At 65.7% G+C, this 19,300-nt stretch carries 20 protein-coding genes; 7 read left to right on the plus strand and 13 right to left on the minus strand.

Annotation, left to right across the window (positions count from 1 at the left end; genetic code table 11):
• Positions 1-30: 30 nt before the first annotated feature.
• Genes V4558_02400 through V4558_02410 form a run of 3 tightly spaced genes read left to right on the plus strand, consistent with a single transcriptional unit; the run spans position 31 to position 3,090 of the window.
• Positions 31-1,437 carry a serine hydrolase domain-containing protein gene (locus V4558_02400; GenBank protein ID MES2304321.1) on the plus strand — a complete coding sequence of 469 codons (1,407 nt, stop codon included), beginning with the start codon at positions 31-33 and terminating at the stop codon, positions 1,435-1,437.
• Positions 1,438-1,441: 4 nt separating this feature from the next.
• The gene (locus V4558_02405) at positions 1,442-2,674 is read left to right on the plus strand and encodes a hypothetical protein (GenBank protein ID MES2304322.1); all 1,233 of its coding nucleotides are present in this window, start codon (positions 1,442-1,444) and stop codon (positions 2,672-2,674) included.
• A gap of 2 nt (positions 2,675-2,676) precedes the next feature.
• Positions 2,677-3,090, plus strand: a complete 414-nt coding sequence (locus tag V4558_02410) for a DsrE family protein (GenBank protein ID MES2304323.1) — start codon at positions 2,677-2,679, stop codon at positions 3,088-3,090.
• Here V4558_02410 and V4558_02415 read toward each other — a convergent pair.
• The gene (locus tag V4558_02415; protein ID MES2304324.1) at positions 3,087-3,578 is read right to left on the minus strand and encodes a VOC family protein; all 492 of its coding nucleotides are present in this window, start codon (positions 3,576-3,578) and stop codon (positions 3,087-3,089) included. The genes V4558_02410 and V4558_02415 overlap by 4 nt on opposite strands.
• 257 nt (positions 3,579-3,835) lie before the next feature.
• Between V4558_02415 and V4558_02420 the strand changes: the two genes are divergently transcribed.
• Positions 3,836-4,084, plus strand: coding sequence for a hypothetical protein (locus tag V4558_02420; GenBank protein ID MES2304325.1), 249 nt, complete (start codon positions 3,836-3,838; stop codon positions 4,082-4,084).
• An 18-nt stretch (positions 4,085-4,102) separates the two neighbouring features.
• Here the strand turns inward: V4558_02420 and V4558_02425 are convergent, their stop codons facing one another.
• Complete coding sequence (locus V4558_02425; GenBank protein MES2304326.1) at positions 4,103-4,537, minus strand: hypothetical protein; 435 nt, start codon at positions 4,535-4,537, stop codon at positions 4,103-4,105.
• A 124-nt stretch (positions 4,538-4,661) separates the two neighbouring features.
• On the opposite strand from V4558_02425, the gene V4558_02430 reads away from it, so the two are divergent.
• Positions 4,662-5,903: an MgtC/SapB family protein gene (locus tag V4558_02430; protein ID MES2304327.1), complete on the plus strand. Its 1,242-nt coding sequence runs from the start codon at positions 4,662-4,664 to the stop codon at positions 5,901-5,903.
• Positions 5,904-5,909: 6 nt separating this feature from the next.
• On the opposite strand, the gene V4558_02435 is transcribed toward V4558_02430, so the two are convergent.
• The 7 genes from V4558_02435 to V4558_02465 form a co-directional block, all read right to left on the minus strand.
• Positions 5,910-7,475, minus strand: coding sequence for an SLC13 family permease (locus tag V4558_02435; GenBank protein ID MES2304328.1), 1,566 nt, complete (start codon positions 7,473-7,475; stop codon positions 5,910-5,912).
• Entirely contained in the window at positions 7,468-7,947 is a 480-nt protein-coding gene (locus tag V4558_02440) for a CYTH domain-containing protein (protein ID MES2304329.1), read from the minus strand. The genes V4558_02435 and V4558_02440 overlap by 8 nt, the downstream gene beginning before the upstream one ends.
• A gap of 6 nt (positions 7,948-7,953) precedes the next feature.
• Entirely contained in the window at positions 7,954-9,210 is a 1,257-nt protein-coding gene (locus V4558_02445) for a porin (protein ID MES2304330.1), read from the minus strand.
• A 172-nt stretch (positions 9,211-9,382) separates the two neighbouring features.
• Positions 9,383-9,601: a YgaP-like transmembrane domain gene (locus V4558_02450; protein ID MES2304331.1), complete on the minus strand. Its 219-nt coding sequence runs from the start codon at positions 9,599-9,601 to the stop codon at positions 9,383-9,385.
• The gene (locus V4558_02455) at positions 9,598-10,317 is read right to left on the minus strand and encodes a hypothetical protein (GenBank protein ID MES2304332.1); all 720 of its coding nucleotides are present in this window, start codon (positions 10,315-10,317) and stop codon (positions 9,598-9,600) included. The genes V4558_02450 and V4558_02455 overlap by 4 nt, the downstream gene beginning before the upstream one ends.
• A gap of 97 nt (positions 10,318-10,414) precedes the next feature.
• On the minus strand, positions 10,415-10,915 hold the full coding sequence (locus tag V4558_02460) for a hypothetical protein (GenBank protein ID MES2304333.1): 501 nt from the start codon (positions 10,913-10,915) through the stop codon (positions 10,415-10,417).
• A gap of 102 nt (positions 10,916-11,017) precedes the next feature.
• Entirely contained in the window at positions 11,018-12,478 is a 1,461-nt protein-coding gene (locus tag V4558_02465; protein MES2304334.1) for a hypothetical protein, read from the minus strand.
• An 87-nt stretch (positions 12,479-12,565) separates the two neighbouring features.
• Between V4558_02465 and V4558_02470 the strand changes: the two genes are divergently transcribed.
• On the plus strand, positions 12,566-13,561 hold the full coding sequence (locus tag V4558_02470) for a hypothetical protein (GenBank protein MES2304335.1): 996 nt from the start codon (positions 12,566-12,568) through the stop codon (positions 13,559-13,561).
• On the opposite strand, the gene V4558_02475 is transcribed toward V4558_02470, so the two are convergent.
• The 4 genes from V4558_02475 to V4558_02490 form a co-directional block, all read right to left on the minus strand.
• The gene (locus V4558_02475) at positions 13,558-15,144 is read right to left on the minus strand and encodes a Na+/H+ antiporter (protein MES2304336.1); all 1,587 of its coding nucleotides are present in this window, start codon (positions 15,142-15,144) and stop codon (positions 13,558-13,560) included. The genes V4558_02470 and V4558_02475 overlap by 4 nt on opposite strands.
• Positions 15,145-15,345: 201 nt before the next feature.
• Positions 15,346-16,395 carry a multicopper oxidase domain-containing protein gene (locus V4558_02480; protein ID MES2304337.1) on the minus strand — a complete coding sequence of 350 codons (1,050 nt, stop codon included), beginning with the start codon at positions 16,393-16,395 and terminating at the stop codon, positions 15,346-15,348.
• A 123-nt stretch (positions 16,396-16,518) separates the two neighbouring features.
• Positions 16,519-17,196: a response regulator transcription factor gene (locus V4558_02485; GenBank protein MES2304338.1), complete on the minus strand. Its 678-nt coding sequence runs from the start codon at positions 17,194-17,196 to the stop codon at positions 16,519-16,521.
• A 57-nt stretch (positions 17,197-17,253) separates the two neighbouring features.
• On the minus strand, positions 17,254-18,408 hold the full coding sequence (locus tag V4558_02490; GenBank protein MES2304339.1) for an ATP-binding protein: 1,155 nt from the start codon (positions 18,406-18,408) through the stop codon (positions 17,254-17,256).
• A gap of 213 nt (positions 18,409-18,621) precedes the next feature.
• Here V4558_02490 and msrA point away from each other — a divergent pair, with 213 nt between their 5' ends.
• Positions 18,622-19,299 (plus strand): peptide-methionine (S)-S-oxide reductase MsrA, encoded by a 678-nt coding sequence (msrA, locus tag V4558_02495; GenBank protein ID MES2304340.1) that lies wholly within the window; start codon positions 18,622-18,624, stop codon positions 19,297-19,299.
• Position 19,300 lies beyond the last annotated feature (1 nt).

Below are 19,300 nucleotides of genomic sequence, written 5' to 3' on the forward strand. Positions count from 1 at the left end.
ACCAACCCACTCCATCGCTGGGGCTCACCCATGCTTCATCCACGTTTGGTCGTAGCAGCATCACTCGCCCTGCTCGGCACGCTGGGGACCAGGGCTTCCGGACAACAACTCACCCCGCTCGAACGCGCCCGGATCGATAGCGCGGCAGCAGCCGTGCTCGCCGGCACCGGCGCACCGAGTGCGTCGGTCGCGGTGGTTCGTGGCGGCGTGATGGTGTACCAGCAGGCCTACGGCGAGGGCCGCGTCGGCACCCCAGCCACCACCTCGATGCGCTACGCCATCGGTTCGGTGAGCAAGCAGTTCACCGCGACGGCGCTGCTGATGCTGGCCGAGGAGGGCAAGCTCTCCCTCGACGACAAGGTGTCGCGCTGGTTCCCGAAGCTGACCGGCGCGAACGAGATCTCGCTGCGCCAGCTGCTCTCGATGACCTCGGGCTATCAGGACTACTGGCCGCAGGACTACGTCTTCACGGCGATGCAGGGTCCGACGACGGCCGCAGCAATCATGGGAAAGTGGGCGTCGCAGCCGCTCGACTTTGCACCTGGCACGCAGTGGCAGTACAGCAACACCAACTACATCATCGCCGCGGCGGTCGTCGAGAAGGTCGCTGGCGTGCCGTTCATCGATTTCCTGCGGCAGCGCATCTTTACGAAACTCGGTATGGCCTCCGTGCGTGACTTCGATGCCGGTCCGCTCGGCGCCGATGACGCCGGTGCTTTCCTGCGCAACGGCCTCGGCCCCCTGCGCGCCGCACCCAAGGAAGCGGCGCACTGGCTCTTCGGCGCCGGGCAGCTCGCGATGACTGCGCGCGACCTGGCTACCTGGGACATCGGGATGATCAAGCGCTCACTGCTGAAGCCGGCATCGTACGCCGCCCAGCAGCGCACGACCCTGCTCGCCAACGGTGTTTCGAGCGGCTATGGCCTCGGCATCAATGTCGGCATGGCCGGCGCCCGCAAGCGGCTCTCGCACGGCGGCGCGGTGTCGGGATACACCACCACCAACCTGGTCTATCCCGATGATGCCGCGGCGATCGTGGTCTTCACCAACATCTACCCTGGTGGTGCCGGTGCGTCGTCGCAGATCGCGGGGCGCATCGCGAACATCATCTTCGCAACGGTGGACACGACCGACGCTGCGGCTCGCAACATCGCCCTCGGCGTCTACCACGGCCTGATGCGCGGTACGATCGATCGCGCGCTGCTGACCGAGAACCTCAATGCCTATTTCTCTGCCCCAGTGCTCGCCGACTATGGCGCGAGCCTTGGCCCCCTCGGCGAGCCGGCCGAGTTTGCCAGCGGGGGCGGCCAGGAACTGCGTGGCGGGCTGATCATTCGCGGGTACCGGATTCGCGCGGGCAACATGACGATCAATGTCACGATGATGACTCGCCCCGATGGCAAGATCGAACAATTCCTCGTGGAACGGGCAGGGTAACGCGATGTCGAAATCCTGGAGCGTGGTTCTCCTCCCGCTGCTGACAGCCGCCTTCGCGCCAGCGCTCTCGGCGCAGGCTGCGCCATCCTCTTCTTTCCTCTACCTCTGGACCGGCTCAGCCGACTCCACCAAGCCCGACTTCCTCGCCGTGCTCGACGTCCGGCCCAAGGCAGGCCGCTACGGCAACCTGGTCGGCACGGTGCCGGTGCCAGGGCTCCACAACGAACCGCATCATACCGAGCACCAGATGGCGGCCGACAACCGGCTCTTCGCCAACGGCTTCGGCGCCGGCGAGACGTTCATCTTCGATATGAAGGATCCGGCGCACCCGAAGCTCGATGGACAATTCGGCGACATCGCCGGGATGATGCACCCGCACTCCTTCCTGCGCCTCCCTAACGGCCATGTGCTCGCGACGTTTCAGATGCAGCACGCCGGCGGCAAGATGGTGCCGGGTGGCCTTGCCGAACTCACCAATCGCGGCGCGCTGATACGCTCGGTGTCGGCGAATGCACCGGGAATCGATACCCTGATCCGCCCCTATTCGGCGGTGATCATCCCGAAACTCGACCGCATCGTCACCACCACCACCGACATGATCGGCGAGGCGGCATCGCGCTCGCTGCAGCTCTGGAGACTCTCCGACCTGAAGCTGCTGAAGACCTTCGAATTGCCGGGCGGCCCACGCGGTGACGACAACGAAGCGACCGCCGAACCGCGGCTCCTCGCCGATGGCAAGACGGTGCTGGTCTCGACCTTCAACTGCGGGCTCTATCTGCTGAGCGGGCTCGAGAGCGCCGATCCGAAAGGGACGCTGGTCGCCTCCTTTCCTCGTGCGGAGAAGGGGTACTGCGCTATCCCCGTGATCGTCGGGCACTACTACCTCGTCACGGTGCCGGCCTGGCACGCCGTGGTCTCGCTCGACATCGCGAACCCTGCCGCACCGCGTGAAGTCTCGCGCGTGGTCCTCGGCCCGAATGACGAGCCGCACTGGATTGCGGTGGAGCCGAATCACCAGCGCGTGGTGATCACCGGCTATGGCGCGATGACGAGCCGGGTGATGATGGCGAATTTCGATGAAGCCACCGGCAAGCTCACGCTCGACGAGCAGTTCCGCGACGCGGGGGCGACTACCCCCGGAGTCCGGATGGACAACAAGGTCTGGCCGCACGGCGGGAATGCAGCCGGTCTCCCGCACGGCGCCGTCTTCAGCAACCCACCTGGTGCACGGAGGTAGCGATGAAGCGGATGGCACTCGTGCTGATGGCGGCGGCGCTGACGCTGGGTTTCGTGAAGCGCGCGCCGCACCCGTATCACATTGTCTTCGATCTCTCGAGCCGCGACACCCTCGACCAGAAGATGGCGCTACGCCTGGTGGGTGAGGCGAGTTCGAACCCTGCCGCGAAGGTGGAGCTGGTGATGTATGGCAGGGGAATGGAACTGGTAATGCCCGAGCGCTCGCTCTACCTCGCGCAGGTGCAGGAGCTGCGCAAGCGCGGCAATGTGGATTTCCGGGTCTGCGAAATTGCGATGAAGAACAACCAGATCGAGAAGCGACAGCTCGCCGAGGGAATCGGCACGGTGCCAGACGGACTGTACGAGCTGGTATCGAAGCAGCAAGACGACTGGGGTTACATCAAGGTGAAGTTCTAGGGCGCGGCGTACGGACCCAGGATCTGGATCAGGTTGCCGCTGTTGTCCTTGAAGGCCACGTTCGCACGGTTGCCGTTGCGCGGCGCGTAGGGACCGAAGAAGAAGGTGATGCCGCGGGCACGGAGCCGCGCCACCGTGCTGTCGAAGTTGCTGACGATGATGCCGGCCTTGGAAATCCCGTGCTGCATCTCCGGGCGTTCCGGGCCGGCGCGCGCGCTGTCGAGCTGGATCAGTTCGACACTCAGGCCCGGGCCTTCAAGCAACACAACGCCAGCGAGCGAGCCACTGCGCGGCACGGTCATCTTGCGCGCAAGCCCCAGCCGCTCGGCGTACCACTTCGCACTCGCTTCGAGATCCGGCACCGAGAGGGCAATGAAACCGCCAGTGGCGAAGGCCATCGGGGCGGCTGGCGGCTGTTGCGCAACGGCGCCGCTGCAACAGAGCGCGGTCACCAGAAAGGCGAGGCACACAGCACGCGCGATAGTCATTGGATCTCCCCAGGGCGGCAATCGGATGCGGAGGCTGCTCGACGATTGCGCTGTACGGCCTGCGAAGTCAGCGGTTTCTCCCTTCTCTCTTCTCCCTTCTCTCTTCTCCCTTCTCCCTCACCCCTCATCTCGCGACCCTGTTGCAGCAACGAGCATGAACATATCTTCAGAGTCCCTACCCCACCACATCGGTTCGTACCGGCTCGCGCCGGTTCACCACCGGGATGCCAATGCATCTCGAGGAGGTCTGCTTGGGCGTGTCAGTTGAGTCGGTCTGTGACAAGGCGGCAGTTGCCAGCGAAACGCTCCGCCTGACCTGGTCAACCATGATGAGTGATTCTTCGGCCCAATGCGCGTCGCGTCTCGGTATCTGGAGCTGCGCTGCCCGGGGTGAACCACGCTTCACCCCGGGCGCGTGGGAATGGTCGGCCGATGAACTCCTTGCCGCGATGTGGGGCAAGTGTCTCCTTGAGCACGCCTTGCACTCCGCGACAGAAGAAACCTGACGCGCAACCGGCGGATGACTACTGGTCGCCGCCGCCGCCCTTGCCACCGCCGCCAGGCGCGACGGCCGAGGCGAGGAAGGTGGCCGGGCTGCCAACCGCACCGACCGCCACCGTTGCCCTCAGGGTGTTGGGGCCCGGGTTCGGACCGAGCGACCAGCCGCCGACCCGGGCGACGCCGTCAGCATCTGTGACGGCCGAAGCCCCGCTCAGGATTCCGCCTCCCGAGGCCACAGTAAAGGTGACTGTCACGTCGGGGACCGGTTCGAACTTCTCGTCAAGAATCCGCACGGCCGGGAGGGTGCTGACCGGGCCAGAGGGAGTGCCGAGCTGGCCATCACCGGCAAACTTGCCCATCGACAAAGTCCGACTTCCCTGAGTCGGTTTCGACGCGCAGCCAGCCAGCAACATCACGCCGGCGAGGAGTCGCATCGGACGAGCGAAAAGGATCTGCATTGGACCACTCCTGCTGGGGGATTTCAGACTGCCTGCCAACTTGGACATTACCCGGTTGGACCGGGTCAGGCTATCGTTCCGTAGCACTATCTGACCTCTCGCGTACCAAGGAAGTCACCCGCTGATGGTCGAAAATCTCGCGGTCGCGGCACTCATCGGTCTCATCGTGGGGACCGAACGTGAGTGGTCGGGCCCCGAAGCCGGACCCGGGCGGCGATTCGCCGGCCTCCGTACCTTCTTCCTCCTCGGCATTCTCGGTGGCATCGCCGGCCTGCTCATCGGCAGCGATGCCACGATTCCCGGCAGTATCCTCCTCGCCGCCGGTGCCGCTTTCAACGTGGTCGCCTATGCCCGTGCCGTCCGCGGGACCGAGTCACCGCGCGACGGCACCACCGAGGCGGCCGGACTGGTAGTCCTTGCCCTCGCGACCTTCGCGGGACTCGGCTACCTGCTCCTTGCTGCGGGGACCGGTGCGGCGGTCGTCTTCGCCCTCGGCGAGAAACAACGCCTCCACTGGCTGGTGCGACGTATCGGGCAGGAAGAGATGCACGCGGCGCTGCAGTTCCTCGTGCTCGCGCTGGTCATCCTGCCGCTGCTGCCAACCGGACCCTACGAATCATTCTGGGGTTTTCGCCCCCGGGTGCTCTGGGCGATGGTGCTGCTCCTCTCCGGGATCAACTTCGCTGGCTACCTCGCCCGACGGCTGGTGGGCCCCGGCAAGGGCTACGGCATCACCGGCGCGCTCGCGGGGCTGATATCGTCGACCGCACTCACCCTGCAGTTCTCGCGCATCAGCCGGGCTGAGCCTCAGCACGCCCGCGGCCTCGCCCTCGGCGTCATCGCCGCGTGCACCATCCTCCCCGCGCGCATCGTGCTGGTCTCGCTCGCGCTGAGCCCGGCGGTAGCGCTCCATCTGCTCTGGTATGCGGTGCCGGCCTTCGTGGTGGGGGCGGCGTGCTCAGCGTGGCTGCTGCGCAAGTCGGGATCGGCCGAGGCGGCCACCGACCCGCCGAAGAGTCCGCTGCGCCTCTGGTCGGCATTGCAGCTTGCCATCGCGTTCGAGGTGGCGTTCGTCGCGATTCGCTACGCCCAGGCGCACTTCGGTTCCAGCGGCATGGTTGGCTCGGCCCTCTTCTTCGGCGTCGCCGATCTCGATGCCCTCACCGTGTCGATGAACCGGCTCGCCGTGAACGGCGATTCGGAGATCGCGGCCGCGCGCGCCATCGGACTTGGCCTGCTCACCAACACCGTGAGCAAGATGGTGATCGCGGTCGTGGTCGGCGCGAAGGCATTCCGCAAACTCGCGGTCGGCGGGCTCCTGGTGACGGCGGTGGCCCTCGGCGCGATGCTCTGGTGGCGCTGGTAACGCGCGTCAGGGAAGCGGTGGCAGCGCCGAGAAGGCGGGTGTGAGGCCGAGCCAGTGGAACCAGGTCGCACCGGCGAGGAGGAGCAGCAGGTAGCCGATGGTGCAGACCAGCAGGCCGTACTTCACGTTGTCATTGACCGAATACTGATTGGTCCCGAAGAGGATCACATTGGGTTTGCCGCTGATCGGCAGCCCGATGACCCAGTCGATGGTAAAGGCCGCGGGAAGCGCGAGACTCACCGGATCCCACCCGAGGCCACGCGCGAGCAGGATCACGGCCGGAATCATGATCACCGTGCGCACCGTCTTCGAGGTCGAGAGCAGGTGGCTGTAGAGCATCACCGCGAGAATGATGGCGTAGGTGTAGCCAAAGCGGAGTTGCTGCAGTTGCAGGCCGTCAAAGATCCGATGGACACCCCACGCCGCCGCGCCACTCTTCTCGAGCGCCAGCCCGCCAGCGTACGCACCGGCACTGAAGATCATCAGGTGCCAGGGGATCTCGGTGTCTTCCCAGCGGATGACTCCCACCCGCGGCAACAGGGCGATGGTCGCGCCGATCATCGCGGCAATCGGTGCGCCGATCTCGAGGCCGAACCACGCCGACTGGTAGCGGTCGGTGGCCCAGAGCGCCAGCACGAATCCGAAGATCGCGATCGCGCGCCATTGCACGGCCGTCATCGGCCCCAGCTCGCGCTGTGCCGCCTTCACGGCTTGGACCCCGCCGACGATCGTCGGCGTCCGTTCGGTTGCGGCCAACGGGAAGATCCACCGCGGCCCGACTGCCCAGGCGAGGACGACGGTGAGAACCGCGATTGGCGCTGCGGCAAAGAGCCAGTCGGTGTAGTAGACGCGATGCCCGCCCAGGGTCTGGATGAATCCGACGGCCATCAGGTTCGCGGCACTCCCGGTCATCACCGTGGACGACAGGATGCTGATGGCGGTGAGGTTGAGCAGGAAGAGGTTGCGGCCGAAGTTGGTGTTCTGTTCGGCCGTGGCGCCGTAGATCGACGCGACAGCGATCATCAGCGGCAGGGTGAGCACCGTCCGCGCGGCGGTCGCCGGGATCAGCGGCGCCAGGGCCAGTTGCAGTACCACGAATGCGCCGAGGGCCCACGAGGCCCGCTGACCGAAGCGTACGATGAGCATCAGGGCGAGCCGCTTCGCGAGTCGCGTCTTCACCAGCATCGCGCTCAGCACGAATGCCATCACGTTGAGCCAGATGACATCCAGCCCGAGGACACTCATGACCCCAGTCGGCGTGTCGGCGCGAGTCAGCACCAGCAGGATCATCAGCGTGAGCGACGTCACGTGCGTCGGCACCGGCTCGGTCACCCACCAGATGAGCGCCAGAGCGAACGCCGCCGCCGCACCCTGTCCGGCGGCGGTGAGGCCGGCGGCGCGGGGTACCATCAGCAGCAGGGCAAATGCCACGACACCGAGCGGCAGACCGAGGCGTCGCATCCAGCGTTCGGTTGGCGAGGAGGGACGATGCTGCGCCGCCGAGAGCACGAACCGATCGAGCGCGAGTTGATCGGCGAGTGTCTCGGTGTCGGGCGCCGCGACCTCAGGCATCGCTGCCCCAGAGCGAGTAGGGGTGGCGCGCAAGGTTCGAGTTGAAATAGCGGGGATCGTCGGACACTTCGCGGCCTACCCAGGATGGCAGGGTGACGGTGGTGAGTTCCGTGGGCAACTCGACTTCGGCCACGATCAGCCCGGCGTTCTCGCCCTCGAAAACGTCAATCTCCCAGGTCCAGCCACCGTACAACTCGCGATAGCGCCGCTTTTCGATCAGGGGACGAATGCAGAGCTTCGCGAGCAGCGCCTCTGCATCGGTGACGGGAATGGGGTATTCGAACTCGAGCCTCGAGATCCCGCGGGTGATCCCCTTGATCGTGATGAAGCCCTGGGTCCCGGTCACCCGCACCCGGACCGTCCGGGCGGGATCGTGCGACAGATACCCCTGCCGCACGGCCATTCCCCGCGCCGGGTCCGGGCGCCAGGCGCCCGGGACGATCAGGAACTTCCGCTCGATCTCGTGTGCCATCGCGATTCAGAAGGCCAGGGCGAAGCGCGTCTGGAAGATGTTGAACTTGTCGCCCGTGACGAACGGCGCTGTGCCGAGATCGGGCTTGGCGTTCTCGTCGTTGATGACCCGGACGTAGTTGAACATCCATTTGAAGTTCGTGTTGATGTACCAGTTCAGCCCCGCGGTGTAGTTGGTCCCCTTGCCGCCGAGGATATTCACCCCAGTGGTCTTGTCGTTGAGGTCCAGCGTGCTGTAGCGCACCGCGACTTCCCACGCTCCACCCGAGCTCTTCGGATGAATCCGGTCGAACTCGCCGTCGTGCGGGAGGTACTCCTTCGTGTCATCGGTCAGGAAGAGCGAGGCGAAGGCGTAGCCGCCCTTGAACGACGCGTCGGCGAGGTTCGTCAGTCGGCGCACGGTCACCTTGGTGTACTCGCCCTGCAACGCCAGCCGCCCGAAGACCATCGCGGCCTCGGCGTTGTAGTAGCTGGTGTGATCGACGAGCCGGATCTTCCCGGTCGTGAGGAAGCGGGCCAGCGAGACATCCGTTTCGGGCCGAGCCCGGAAGCGCATCGTGTTCGTGTCCGCTCCGGTCGCGGCATCAGGGGTCCGACGGCTCAGGGCGACGCCGAAGTGCACGATGCGGCGTGGTGCCATGACTGGCGCGAAGGTCGCGCGACCGGTGATGCCGTAGCCCTCATTGCGGGCCGAGGCATCGACTTCACCAGCAGACTGACCGAAGACGCCGCCGGCGACCTGCCACTGCTTGCCCCAGCGCACGATGCCGAAGCCGATGTTGCGGTCCGGGGAGAAGTTGTCGGCGTACGAGCGTTCCATGAACGTGGTGTTCTTGGACGACGTCAGCGTCTCGAGCGAGAAGGGCTCCTTGTAATTGCCAGCCTTGAACATCATGTCCTGCAGGCCGGTGTATCCGATCCAGGCATCCTTGATCTCGACAGCATTCGCGGCAAAATCGAGGTCCACCTCGGAGTACCAGTTGGTGAAGAGCTGCGCCTTGGCGCCGATCCGGAGGCGCCGTACTTCGGCACCGCCGCCGAGTTCATTCTCGCCCCCGGAATACTTGGCGGCATCGACCTGCAGCCGGCCATCGAGCCAGTACTTGAAGGCGCCGTCGCCGCTCTGGAAGACGAGATATCCGCCGTCATAACTCCCGGGGACCGGCACGGGCGTGGTCGGCGACTGGGCGCCAAGGATGCCGACCGCGACGAGCATGGCGAGAGTCGCTGCTCGAATCGGGGTCGGGATGATCGCGTGTCGCATAGGGTTCCTCCGCTGCGTAAGTCGCGTCGGCCGGAGACAATGCCCAGGGAGAGCATGCCGGCGGACGGTTCAATTCTGCGGGAGCGGGGGCGAAGCTATCGGGAAGGCAGCGTGAAGCTTTCTTGCAGCGCCACCACGACCCAGCTCAACGTCGTGGTGGCGCGGGTCCGCTTCACACCTCGCCCCGCCCGGTATGGTGTTTCGGCAGCACCGGTGGCCTGCCGATCAGCGAATAGAGCAAACAGTTCCCGGTGAGCGCGGTCCCGAGCAGCACCAGCCCGAGCAGGCTCAGGTAACGCCAAGGCGACGGCAGCGCCCCGTAGAGGCCGAGCAGCATGATTCCGGTCAGGCCGCGCACGAGGCGCTCGGGATTCGAGACGTTGACGGTCATACCGGCATCGCCGGGACACAGTGCGCTGCGTCGAGCGACCAGCCGAGAAAGCGCTTGAGCCCCGCGACGTAATTGATGTTGCGCGCGCCGCTGAGCTGAAGTTCGGCCAGCGCCTCGTTCAGCACCGCCGGGTCATGATGCTCCAGCGCGAGGGACTCGAGCCGGGCATTCCCCGAATCGAGCGTGACGCTTTCTCCCTCGCAGGCACCGAGACGGAAGCGGCGACGAATCTTCCGGATCGGGATCACCCGTACCTCCGGAAGCGCCCGGGTGACCCAGGTGATCAGCGCGTCGGGCGTTGCGATGGTGGGGATGGTCTCCGGCTGTTCGCAGCGCCACGCGTGGCACAGCGCCAGCACCGTGTCGGGATCGAGCGGGAACTCCGCCTTGAGTGCGGGCCGCCATAGCTCGAGCCCGGCTGGCGAGGTGCGCAACAATCGTTTCACCTCGACCCGGCCTTCACGGATTTTCACATTGTCGGGCGAACGCGGCGTCAGCAGGTAGGTCTCGTGCGAGGGCGCCGTCGCCGGAGTCAGTTCGACCTGGCGCAGCAACCGGGCCCAGCGTTCCGGCTGGAAGTCGAAGGTACGCCACTCCCAGCGGAGCGGCGGCTCCGGTGCGTAGGTGCACGCAGCGGGCTCGGGTATGGCGCACGATACTGGCGTCGGAATGGCACAGGCGGACGGTTGCGGGATGGCGCAGGCATCAATCGTCATTTCCGGCACAGATAGCTCCTGATTGAGACCCTTCGAAGCTGCCCCCACGAGGCAAAAGCAATCGTGGGGCGCAGATGAAATTCCCTTCACAGCCGGGTCACTTCGTCGCGCGCTTCACCTGCCAGCGGCCGACGCGCTCGGGGATGCCATCTGCCTTCGATGTGTAGCGTCCGCGGATCTCGTCGCCGCGCACCCGGCCGATGAAGCGCGTGCGGACGAGACAATTGCAATCCGGCGCGGTGTAGGGCTCGAGTTCGCCGCCCACCTGGCCGCCCCCCACGGCGACAAACCGGATGGCGAGGAAATCCGGCGAACGGGCATGTTCCAGATGAGCCGTCGCCTGATCCCACGGCAGCGGGAAGGTGTTGTATCCCGGAACGAACATCATCACGTCACCGAAGGCCGAATCACCCCGGGCACTGATCCGGAACATGATGTGGCCGCTGCGCCGGGTATCGTCGCTGGTATAGTCACCCTGCCAGTCGCCGGCGAGTACCGCGATTTCGGTGGGCGACCCAGCCAGCGGGATTACGGTGGGCTGGTAGCGGCAGGCGGCGAGGAGAACTGCACCGCCGAGAAGCATCTGTTTGCTGGTCATCTGGCTCTCCGTGAATCGGTGTCACAGAGAGGATCGCCACTCAGGGGTGAAACGATCAGCAGATCAACATGAAAGAAGTCTTAGATCTTCGGGGTGCGCGCGTCACCGCCGCAGTTGCCTCGCCACCTCCTTCGCGATGAAGTGGTAGCCAGCGGCGTTGAAGTGCGCCCCGGCCCAGTCGAAGAGCGGCACCACCGACGCTTCGGCGAGCAACGCCGGGTGCAGATCCACCACCTCGAGTCCCGCGTCACGCGCCACAGCCACCCCACGATGCCTCGCGGCATTGAGCGAGTCGCGATAAGGCGAGAGGGTACACGGCCGACAGAAGCGGCCATCGGCCCCGAGGAAATGGGAATTGTCGGGGATCACCACGAACTCGAGGCGCCCTCCCCACGACTTGACTTCCCGGTCGGCCTCTCGCAACACCTGCTCGAACGTCGCAAAGTCATATTTCTCGTAGGAACAGCAGCGCGGCTCGGCGCGCTCCCCGGTGCGCAGCGATGGGAGGCGGAGATTGTCGCGCAGGGTCTGCAGCCGCACGACATCCGCCCACGCCACGCCGCGCAAGCGCGCCCAGAACGATGGCACGAGGCGATGTTCCGCGAGAACTGAATCGAGGCGATGCTCGAAGGCCGTATCCATTGCGGCATGGCGCGTGGCCAGCTGCTGCGAGAATGACGGGTCGAGATAGCGCTTGAGCGTCGGGTTTCGTTCCTCGAGCTTGAGGTCCTCGAAATCATTCCCCTCGGTGTACAGCCAGAGCACCAGCCGGGGCCGGCGGGGCGCGCCAAATTCCCGCAGGCGCGCGAGCTCCGCCAGCGGCCCCGATCCACCCACACCAAGGTTCAGGCTGCGAATGCCGAACTCGCGTAGCGCCGCAGCCAGGCCGCGCTCGCGCGGGAGACAGGCCCCCGCCACATACGAATCACCCAGCAAGACGGCGTCGGTCGCGGAGTCACTCCAGGTGGCATCGTCGTTGTTGTAGCCGAGGGAATCGGTACGGTAGACATCGAAGGTGCCGCTCTCATTGCAGTACACCGTCGTCGCCTTCGGTACCGAGCCCAGTGGCAGCAGCGTGTCGCGACCGACCACGAACCGGAGCGAGAGCGGACCGAGGCGGCCGGCCGCAATCGCCGGCCCGAACATCGCAGGAAACGCCGCCACTCCACCGGCACGAATCGAATCGACCAGCTCGAGACCCTTGCGACGATCGAAGGATCGCCCGGCGGCCTCAGCCGCGCGGATTGCACGCGCGGTGCCAGGGCCCGTGCCGTCGTCGAGCTGCAGGCGAACCTCGAAGAGCCAGACCGCCAGCAGCGAGAGGGCGAGGGTCAGCAGGGTTGCGAGGCGCGCCTCGGTCGATCGGCCGGCGACCACCGTGGACAGAATCGCGACGACCAGCGGCACGACGAGGTAGAGCACCAGCACGGGGGTCGCGGTGCGCACCGTGCCCATTGCGAGCCGGGCGAGGACATAGAGCACGAGGGCCGCGGCAACAGCGGCGATCGCGAGAAGCGGCAGCCGGCTGAGTCGCGCGAGACGTGGCGATTCGATTTCGGGCATGGGTCGGAAGCTACGCCCCGCCGGTGGCAGCCGGAAGGATTAGCTTAGAAGTTGAACCCCGCGACGACCGCACCAATCCGAGGCCCCATGGCAGCGAGCCCCACTGACCAGGAATCCGAATCCGCCCCCGACGACCTCGGACTCGGCAGCGTCGTGGTGCAGCGCTCCAAGGGTCGCTTCATGCGGCGCGACGGCACGCCGGGGGTGCGCAAGTACGGCCTCGGCGGTCAGTACTGGGCCCGCACCTTTCTCCGGGCCCTCGCGGCAACGTGGGTGTCGTTCTTTGTCTGGACCCTGGCGCTGATCCTGCTCGCGAACGGCGTATTCGCCGCGGCCTATTCGGCACTGGGCAGTAGCGCCATCGCCGGCACTGCCGGATTGAACGTCGATGACCCCTTCCTGCGGGCGCTCTTCTTCTCCCTCGGCATCTTCACCTCAGTCGGCACCGGCCCGATGTACGCAGTCGGGACGACGGCCAACTGGCTCGCTGCCTTCGAGTCGCTGATCGGCCTGCTCGCGATCGTTACCGTCATCGGGCTGATGCTCGCCAAGATGATGCGGCCGCGCGCACAGATCCGCTACACGCAGTCGGCAGTGATTGCCCCCTACGAGGGTGGCCGCGCCTTCATGTTCCGGATGGCCAACACCTCGCCGAGCGAACTCTTCGAGGTGTCGATGCGAGTGACCCTCTCGATCTTCGGCGACGTCGATGGCGAGCAGGTGCGCGACTTCCATCCGCTCGACCTCGAGCGCTCGTCGGTGGAATTCTTCCCACTGCACTGGACCGTGGTGCACCCGATCACCGCCGACTCGCCGCTCGCCAATATCACCCCGGAACAGTTGCGCGAACGGAAGGCCGAGTTCCTGATTCTCGCGACGGCACTGGAGGACACGTTCTCGACGAGGGTCACTTCACGCACGTCGTATCTCTGGGATGATGTGCGCTGGGATGCGAAGTTCGCCAGCATCTTCGTGGAATCGCCCGACGAGGTCATCACCATCGACGTCGAGCGCCTTGACCGGATGGACCGCCTCGCCGAGGGCACCACCCGCACGCCGGCGGCGAACGAACAGCGAGGCTAGCGCAGGCCGCCGGCGCCGATCCGGAGTGCTTCGACGTCGAGCTCGCGCTCGAGTTCGTGGAGCACCTCGTCGCTGATCGCCCCTTCGTCGCGGAGCCGGATCATCGCGCGACGCTCGGCGCGCAACAACTCGGCGCGGAGGCGGCGTCGCGATGCCGCCCCCTTCTCCTCGTCGGCGCAGGCCAGATCGAACGCCGTCCGGCGACGATACTCCTCCCGCAGCCGTTCAACTTCCTCGACCACCACCCACGGCTCGTCGGCAAGATCTTCGAGGCGCTCGACGCCGTCGCGCAACGCCTCGCGCCGCGCGTGCCGCTCCTCGATATGTGGCGTGGGGTCGATCGGAAAACGGAGCCGGCGAATCAGCGGCGCGAGGGTGAGTCCCTGCACCACCAGCGTGACAAGGATCACCACCATCGTGATCAGCAGAATCTCGGTGCGATAGGGGAAAGGCGTGCCATCGTTGAGGGCGACCGGTAGCGCGAGCGCCGACGCGAGTGAGACAATCCCGCGCATCGAGGTCCACGCCACCAGCCCCACGGCTCCGGGGCGCGGCGCCGGCTCGCTCTCGCGGATCTCGCGACTGAGCCAGCGCGGCAGCCATGTCGCGATCGGCACCCAGACCAGCCGCACCAGGATGACGATGAGGCTCACGCCGAGTGCGATAAGGCCGACGTGTCGTAACGTGGTGGCGGCGGTTGTCGTGATCAGCCCGCCGAACGACGCACCCAGCAGGACGAAGATCAGCGCGTTCATCACGAAGACCAGCACATCCCACACGGCGCGGTTCTGCAACCGGGCCAGCGGCGAGATCACGTTCGAAAAATGCTGTCGCGCATAGATCCCGCCGGCCACGCAGGCGAGCACCGCCGAGACGTGGAGCAGCTCCGCCGACATCCACGCCGCATAGGGTGCCACTAGCGACAACAGTGAGAGCGCCACTTCATCGCTGCTCCGCCGGGCAATTGCCACCACCAGCCACGAGACCATCAGACCCACGGTCACGCCGACGGCCGCGTCGATGAAGAAGCGTACCACCGCTTCTCCCATCGAGAAGTGGCCTGTCATCGCCGCGACGACGGCGGTGCGGTAGAGCACCAGGGCCGAGGCGTCGTTGACGAGTGACTCCCCTTCGAGGATCACCAGTACTTTGCGCGGCACCGGCAGGCGCTTGATGATCGCCTCGGCAGCGACAGCATCGGGGGGCGAAACAATCGCGCCGAGGGCGAGTGCCACCGCCCAGGGCACCCCAGGCAGCAGCGCATGCCCGACCACGGCAACGATCGCCGTGGTGGTGAGTACGAGCCCGATGGCGAGGAGGCCGATGGGCCGGAGGTTCTGCTTGAACTCGCGGAGGGAGGTGAAATACGCCGCGGCCCAGAGCACCGGCGGCAGGAAGACGAAAAAGACCAGGTTGGGTTCGAGGGTCGGAATCTCCTCGCTGCTGAGCAGCCCAACCAGCAGCCCGGCCCCGACCTGAAGGATCGGGGTCGGTACCGGGAGGCGCCGGGCCAGGGAGGTGACCAGGATCACCACGGCCGCGAAGCCGAGGGCCAGCATGACGGAGTGGGAGAGTTCGCTCATCTCCCCAATATTAGCTCGTGGCTAAAGCCACGGCGGAGCTCGTGGCTAAAGCCACGGCTCGGCTACTGCGGCTAAAGCCGCGAGAAGATCCCCGCAGCTCGCCGTTCCGTCACCCATCACCCTTCTCCCTTCTCCCTTCTCCCTTCTCCCTTCTCCCTTCTCCCTTCTCCCTTCTCCGCTTCCCCCTTCCCCCTTCCCCTCTTACTTCACGATCAACGCCGTCACCATCCCGAACATCCCGTGCTCGGTCTCGGCGTGCGGGAGAATGTGGCAGTGGAAGGCCCAGGTGCCGGGATTATTGCACTTCACCAGCACATCATACCGCTCGCCGGGAGCGACATTGAGCGTGTCGCACTTCCATGGCGTGGGTGTGTCCCAGCCATCCTTCGCGATCACCGTCATGTGCATCCCGTGCAGGTGCATCGGGTGGATCATCATTCCTTCGTTCATGAAGCGGATTCGCACCGTCTGTCCCAGCTTCGCCACAATCGGCTCGGTGGCCGGAAAGCCCTTGCCGTTGAGGGTGTAACCATGGGCCGAATCATTGAGCACCATCACGTAGTCGACATCGACCTTCGGCTCGCGGCCCTTGTCCCTGGGCTCCACGATGAAGGCGCCGAGGAGACCCATCCCGACCTGACGGGTGGAGTTGTGGTGCGAGTGGTACATGTGCGAACCGTAGTTCGGCACAGTGAATTCGTAGGTGAACGACTCTCCTGGCTTGATCGGCGGCTGGGTGATGAACGGCACGCCGTCCATCGCGACCGGCAACTCGAGACCGTGGAAGTGAATCGCGGTGGATTCTTCAAGCTTGTTGGTGAGATTCACGCGCACGCGATCGCCCTGGCGCACCCGGATCTGCGGACCCGGCACCTGGCCGTTATACGCCCATGCCTTCATCGTGCGGCCCGGCTCCACTTCCCAATCGATTTCTGAGCAGGTGAGATCGTACACCTTGACGCCTTTTTCCATCCTCGGCGCCATCAGCACGTTCCCCTTGCCCACGGTCTTGGCGGGGAATGCCTTGATCCCCTTCTCGTGCATAGCGTCCATCTCGTCCGCTTTCTCACGCGCGGACTTGAGGACGGGCTTCGCAGCCGGGACCGTTGCCGCCGCTGCGGTTCCCTTCTTCGTGTCGGTGTCGCACGCGGTGAGGGCGCCAGCGATTGCGGGGATCGCGAGCGCAACCGCACCTCGCGTCAGGAAGTTGCGGCGGCTGGTCTGATCAGTGGGGGTGGTCACGGCCGACATGGGTCATCCTCTCTCGGTATGCGACTGCGCTTGGCGGCCAAACGGCTCGCGGCGAACAGTCATCGTGCGTCAATGATCGGCACGGCGAGATGAAGCGACCGGTGATGATCTATGAAGATTTCTTCAGCTTTCGGCGTTGCGCAGGACGAAGCCCACGCCACGCACCGTCTGGATCAGCGGCCGGCCTGCCGCGTGATCGACCTTGCGGCGAAGATTGCCGACGTGCACGTCCACCACGTTGCTCTCGGGGTCGAAGTGCATATCCCAGACTTTCTCGAGCAGCGTGGTGCGGCGCACGACTTCGCCGGCGTGCAGGAGGAAGAACTCCAGCAGCTGGAACTCCTTGGGCGTCAGGTCGAGCGGGCGCGCATCGCAGGTGGCGCGGTGCTGCAGCCGATCGAGCGCAAGCGGCCCGAACTGGAGGACCTCAAGGCGTTCGGCTCCGCCACGACGGAGCAGTGCACGAATCCTGGCGAGGAGTTCATCGAAGCGAAACGGTTTCGCGAGGTAGTCGTCGGCACCGGCGTCGAGCCCGCGCACCACATCCTCGACCGCGTCGCGCGACGTGAGCATCAGAATGGGGGTCGCCCGCCCTTCGCGCCGCAGCTCGGTCGCGACCTGGAAGCCGTTTTTCTTCGGCAGGACGACATCGAGCAGGATCACATCGTATTCGTTGATGTGCGCGAGTGAGGTGGCCAATTCGCCATCGCTGGCGATGTCGACCACGTAGCCTTCTTCCTTCAGGCCCATCTCGATGAACCCGGCGACCTTGCGGTCGTCTTCCACGACGAGAACTCTCATGCGTCCGAAGCTAGACTCCGCAATTGAACCGGCTCACAAGTCCGTATGAAGCTCCCTTCATACTCCGGGACTCACCGGCAGTGACAGGATGAAGCAGCCCCCGCGATCGGGGACGCGGACGGCGTGGAGCTCGCCCTTGAGGAGGTTCGCCAGCCGGCGGGAGAGCGGCAGCCCGAGTCCGACCCCGCGGGTCTCGTCGGGGGCCTTGGTGACATAGATGTCGAAGATGCTCTCCAGTTCGTCCTCGGGCACTCCGGCCCCCTCGTCCTGGACTCGGAATTCGACCCGGTCGCCCACGTGGGTGAGGCTCAGCTCAACTACACTCCCTTCGGGTGCATGCCGGATGGCGTTGCCGAGCAGGTTCACGAGGATCTGCTCGACGCGCTGGTGATCGGTCTCGCAATTGGGCAGCCGGCGGGCGAGCGTGAGCTTGAGCTCGACCTGGGCCAGGTTGGCCTGCGGAGTGACGCGCCCTACGGCCCGCCGCGCCGTGGCGCTGGGTTCAACCGGCTGGATCTGCGGCTTGAGCCGGTCCTCATCGAGACGGCTCAGGTCGAGCAGGTCATTGATGAGCGCCACGGCCTGCCCGGCCGAGTCGAGGACTTCGATCGCGGCACGCGGCACCGAGGCGGGGTCCTTCCGCCGCACCAGCATCTCGGCCCAGCCAAAGGTCCCAGCCAGGGCGTTGCGTAGCTCGTGGTTCACCATCGCGAAGAAGCGCTCGCGGGTCCGGTGAAGTTGCTGCACCTCCTCGAGCAGACGGGCGCTCTCCTCGTGCAGGCGCGCGTTCTCGACGGCGGCAGCGGTCTGCGCCGCGAGCAGCATTGCGATCCGCTCATCTTCGTCGGTGAATGGCTGGCCGCCCTGCTTTTCCGTGAGATAGAGGTTCCCGAAGACGCCCCGTCGCCCCACGATCGGCACGCCGAGAAAGGAATGCATCGGCGGGTGATTGGACGGGAAGCCGAAGGAATCAGGATGGGCTGCCAGGTCGGGGAGCCGGATCACCCGCGCCTCGCGAACCACGAGGCCAAGGATGCCATGTCCCTTTGGGAGTTCGCCGATCTTCGCCTTGGTGGCCTCGTCGATGCCGCTGGTGGTGAAGCTCTCGAGCGTCCGGCCGTCGGGGGCGACGACGCCGATGGCGGCGTATTTGGCCCCGATGAGGTCGAGGGCCGTGTCGGTAACCTGCTGCAGTACGCGGTCGAGCGACACTTCGGAGGCGAGCCCGATGGTGATCTGGAGCAGGCGCTCGAGGCGGGCCTGGAAGTGTGATTCGGGTCTGCTGCGATTCGGAATGGGCTCCTCCGGGGGTCCGGAACGCCTGCAACTGGGAAAGTCGATCCGGCCGGGCTGTCGCGCAAGTGAACCGCTGGCCGCTTTCAGGCGTAGATAGCGGACAGTCGTACGATTCCCGCAGGAGGTCCCGTGTCGATTCGCCGTCTTAGCCCGTTCTTTGTGGTCGGCCTGGTCGTTGTAGCGATGGTTGCCCGTCGGAACGCGGCCGCCAGCGCCCCGCACTCGTTGCCTGACCCGGTATCTGCTGCGCCGCCCAGCGCCACCGCCGGCCGCGACTCGGTGATTTTCGCCGGTGGCTGCTTCTGGGGCGTCGAGGCGGTCTTCGAGCGAGTAAAGGGCGTGATCGACGTGACCAGTGGCTATGCCGGCGGCACCCTCAACAATCCGAGCTACGAGCGGGTCAGCGACGGCGACACCGGCCACGCCGAGTCGGTGAAGATCATCTTTGATCCGTCGGTCGTGAGCTACCCCCAGCTGTTGAAGGTCTTCTTCTCGGTCGCGCACGACCCGACCCAGCTGAACTTTCAGGGTCCCGATCACGGTACCCAGTACCGTTCGGCGATCTGGTATGCCACGCCCGAGCAACAGAAGGAGACCGCGGCCTACATCGCGCAGCTCACGCAGGCGAAGCTGTTCCAGGGGCCGATCGTGACCCAGGTAGCGAAGTGGCAGCGCTTCTGGCCGGCCGAGGGGTACCATCAGGGCTATTACGACCTGCACCCGAACCAGCCCTATATCGTCTACAATGACCGGCCCAAAGTCGAGGCGCTCAGGAAGCAGTTCCCCGCCCTCTACCACGAGAAGTAGC

It is taken from the genome of Gemmatimonadota bacterium (assembly GCA_040388535.1).
Classification (GTDB): domain Bacteria; phylum Gemmatimonadota; class Gemmatimonadetes; order Gemmatimonadales; family GWC2-71-9; genus Palsa-1233.

What these genes read in the sequence shown, in the direction of transcription:
- V4558_02445 (MES2304330.1), bottom strand. Translation starts at nt 9,210, where the DNA reads ATGCGACACGCGATCATCCCGACCCCGATTCGAGCAGCGACTCTCGCC.
- V4558_02405 (MES2304322.1), top strand. Translation starts at nt 1,442, where the DNA reads ATGTCGAAATCCTGGAGCGTGGTTCTCCTCCCGCTGCTGACAGCCGCC.
- V4558_02450 (MES2304331.1), bottom strand. Translation starts at nt 9,601, where the DNA reads ATGACCGTCAACGTCTCGAATCCCGAGCGCCTCGTGCGCGGCCTGACC.
- V4558_02400 (MES2304321.1), top strand. Translation starts at nt 31, where the DNA reads ATGCTTCATCCACGTTTGGTCGTAGCAGCATCACTCGCCCTGCTCGGC.
- V4558_02415 (MES2304324.1), bottom strand. Translation starts at nt 3,578, where the DNA reads ATGACTATCGCGCGTGCTGTGTGCCTCGCCTTTCTGGTGACCGCGCTC.
- V4558_02410 (MES2304323.1), top strand. Translation starts at nt 2,677, where the DNA reads ATGAAGCGGATGGCACTCGTGCTGATGGCGGCGGCGCTGACGCTGGGT.
- V4558_02460 (MES2304333.1), bottom strand. Translation starts at nt 10,915, where the DNA reads ATGACCAGCAAACAGATGCTTCTCGGCGGTGCAGTTCTCCTCGCCGCC.
- V4558_02425 (MES2304326.1), bottom strand. Translation starts at nt 4,537, where the DNA reads ATGCAGATCCTTTTCGCTCGTCCGATGCGACTCCTCGCCGGCGTGATG.
- V4558_02485 (MES2304338.1), bottom strand. Translation starts at nt 17,196, where the DNA reads ATGAGAGTTCTCGTCGTGGAAGACGACCGCAAGGTCGCCGGGTTCATC.
- V4558_02455 (MES2304332.1), bottom strand. Translation starts at nt 10,317, where the DNA reads ATGACGATTGATGCCTGCGCCATCCCGCAACCGTCCGCCTGTGCCATT.
- V4558_02435 (MES2304328.1), bottom strand. Translation starts at nt 7,475, where the DNA reads ATGCCTGAGGTCGCGGCGCCCGACACCGAGACACTCGCCGATCAACTC.
- V4558_02465 (MES2304334.1), bottom strand. Translation starts at nt 12,478, where the DNA reads ATGCCCGAAATCGAATCGCCACGTCTCGCGCGACTCAGCCGGCTGCCG.
- V4558_02475 (MES2304336.1), bottom strand. Translation starts at nt 15,144, where the DNA reads ATGAGCGAACTCTCCCACTCCGTCATGCTGGCCCTCGGCTTCGCGGCC.
- V4558_02430 (MES2304327.1), top strand. Translation starts at nt 4,662, where the DNA reads ATGGTCGAAAATCTCGCGGTCGCGGCACTCATCGGTCTCATCGTGGGG.
- V4558_02480 (MES2304337.1), bottom strand. Translation starts at nt 16,395, where the DNA reads ATGTCGGCCGTGACCACCCCCACTGATCAGACCAGCCGCCGCAACTTC.
- V4558_02440 (MES2304329.1), bottom strand. Translation starts at nt 7,947, where the DNA reads ATGGCACACGAGATCGAGCGGAAGTTCCTGATCGTCCCGGGCGCCTGG.
- V4558_02470 (MES2304335.1), top strand. Translation starts at nt 12,566, where the DNA reads ATGGCAGCGAGCCCCACTGACCAGGAATCCGAATCCGCCCCCGACGAC.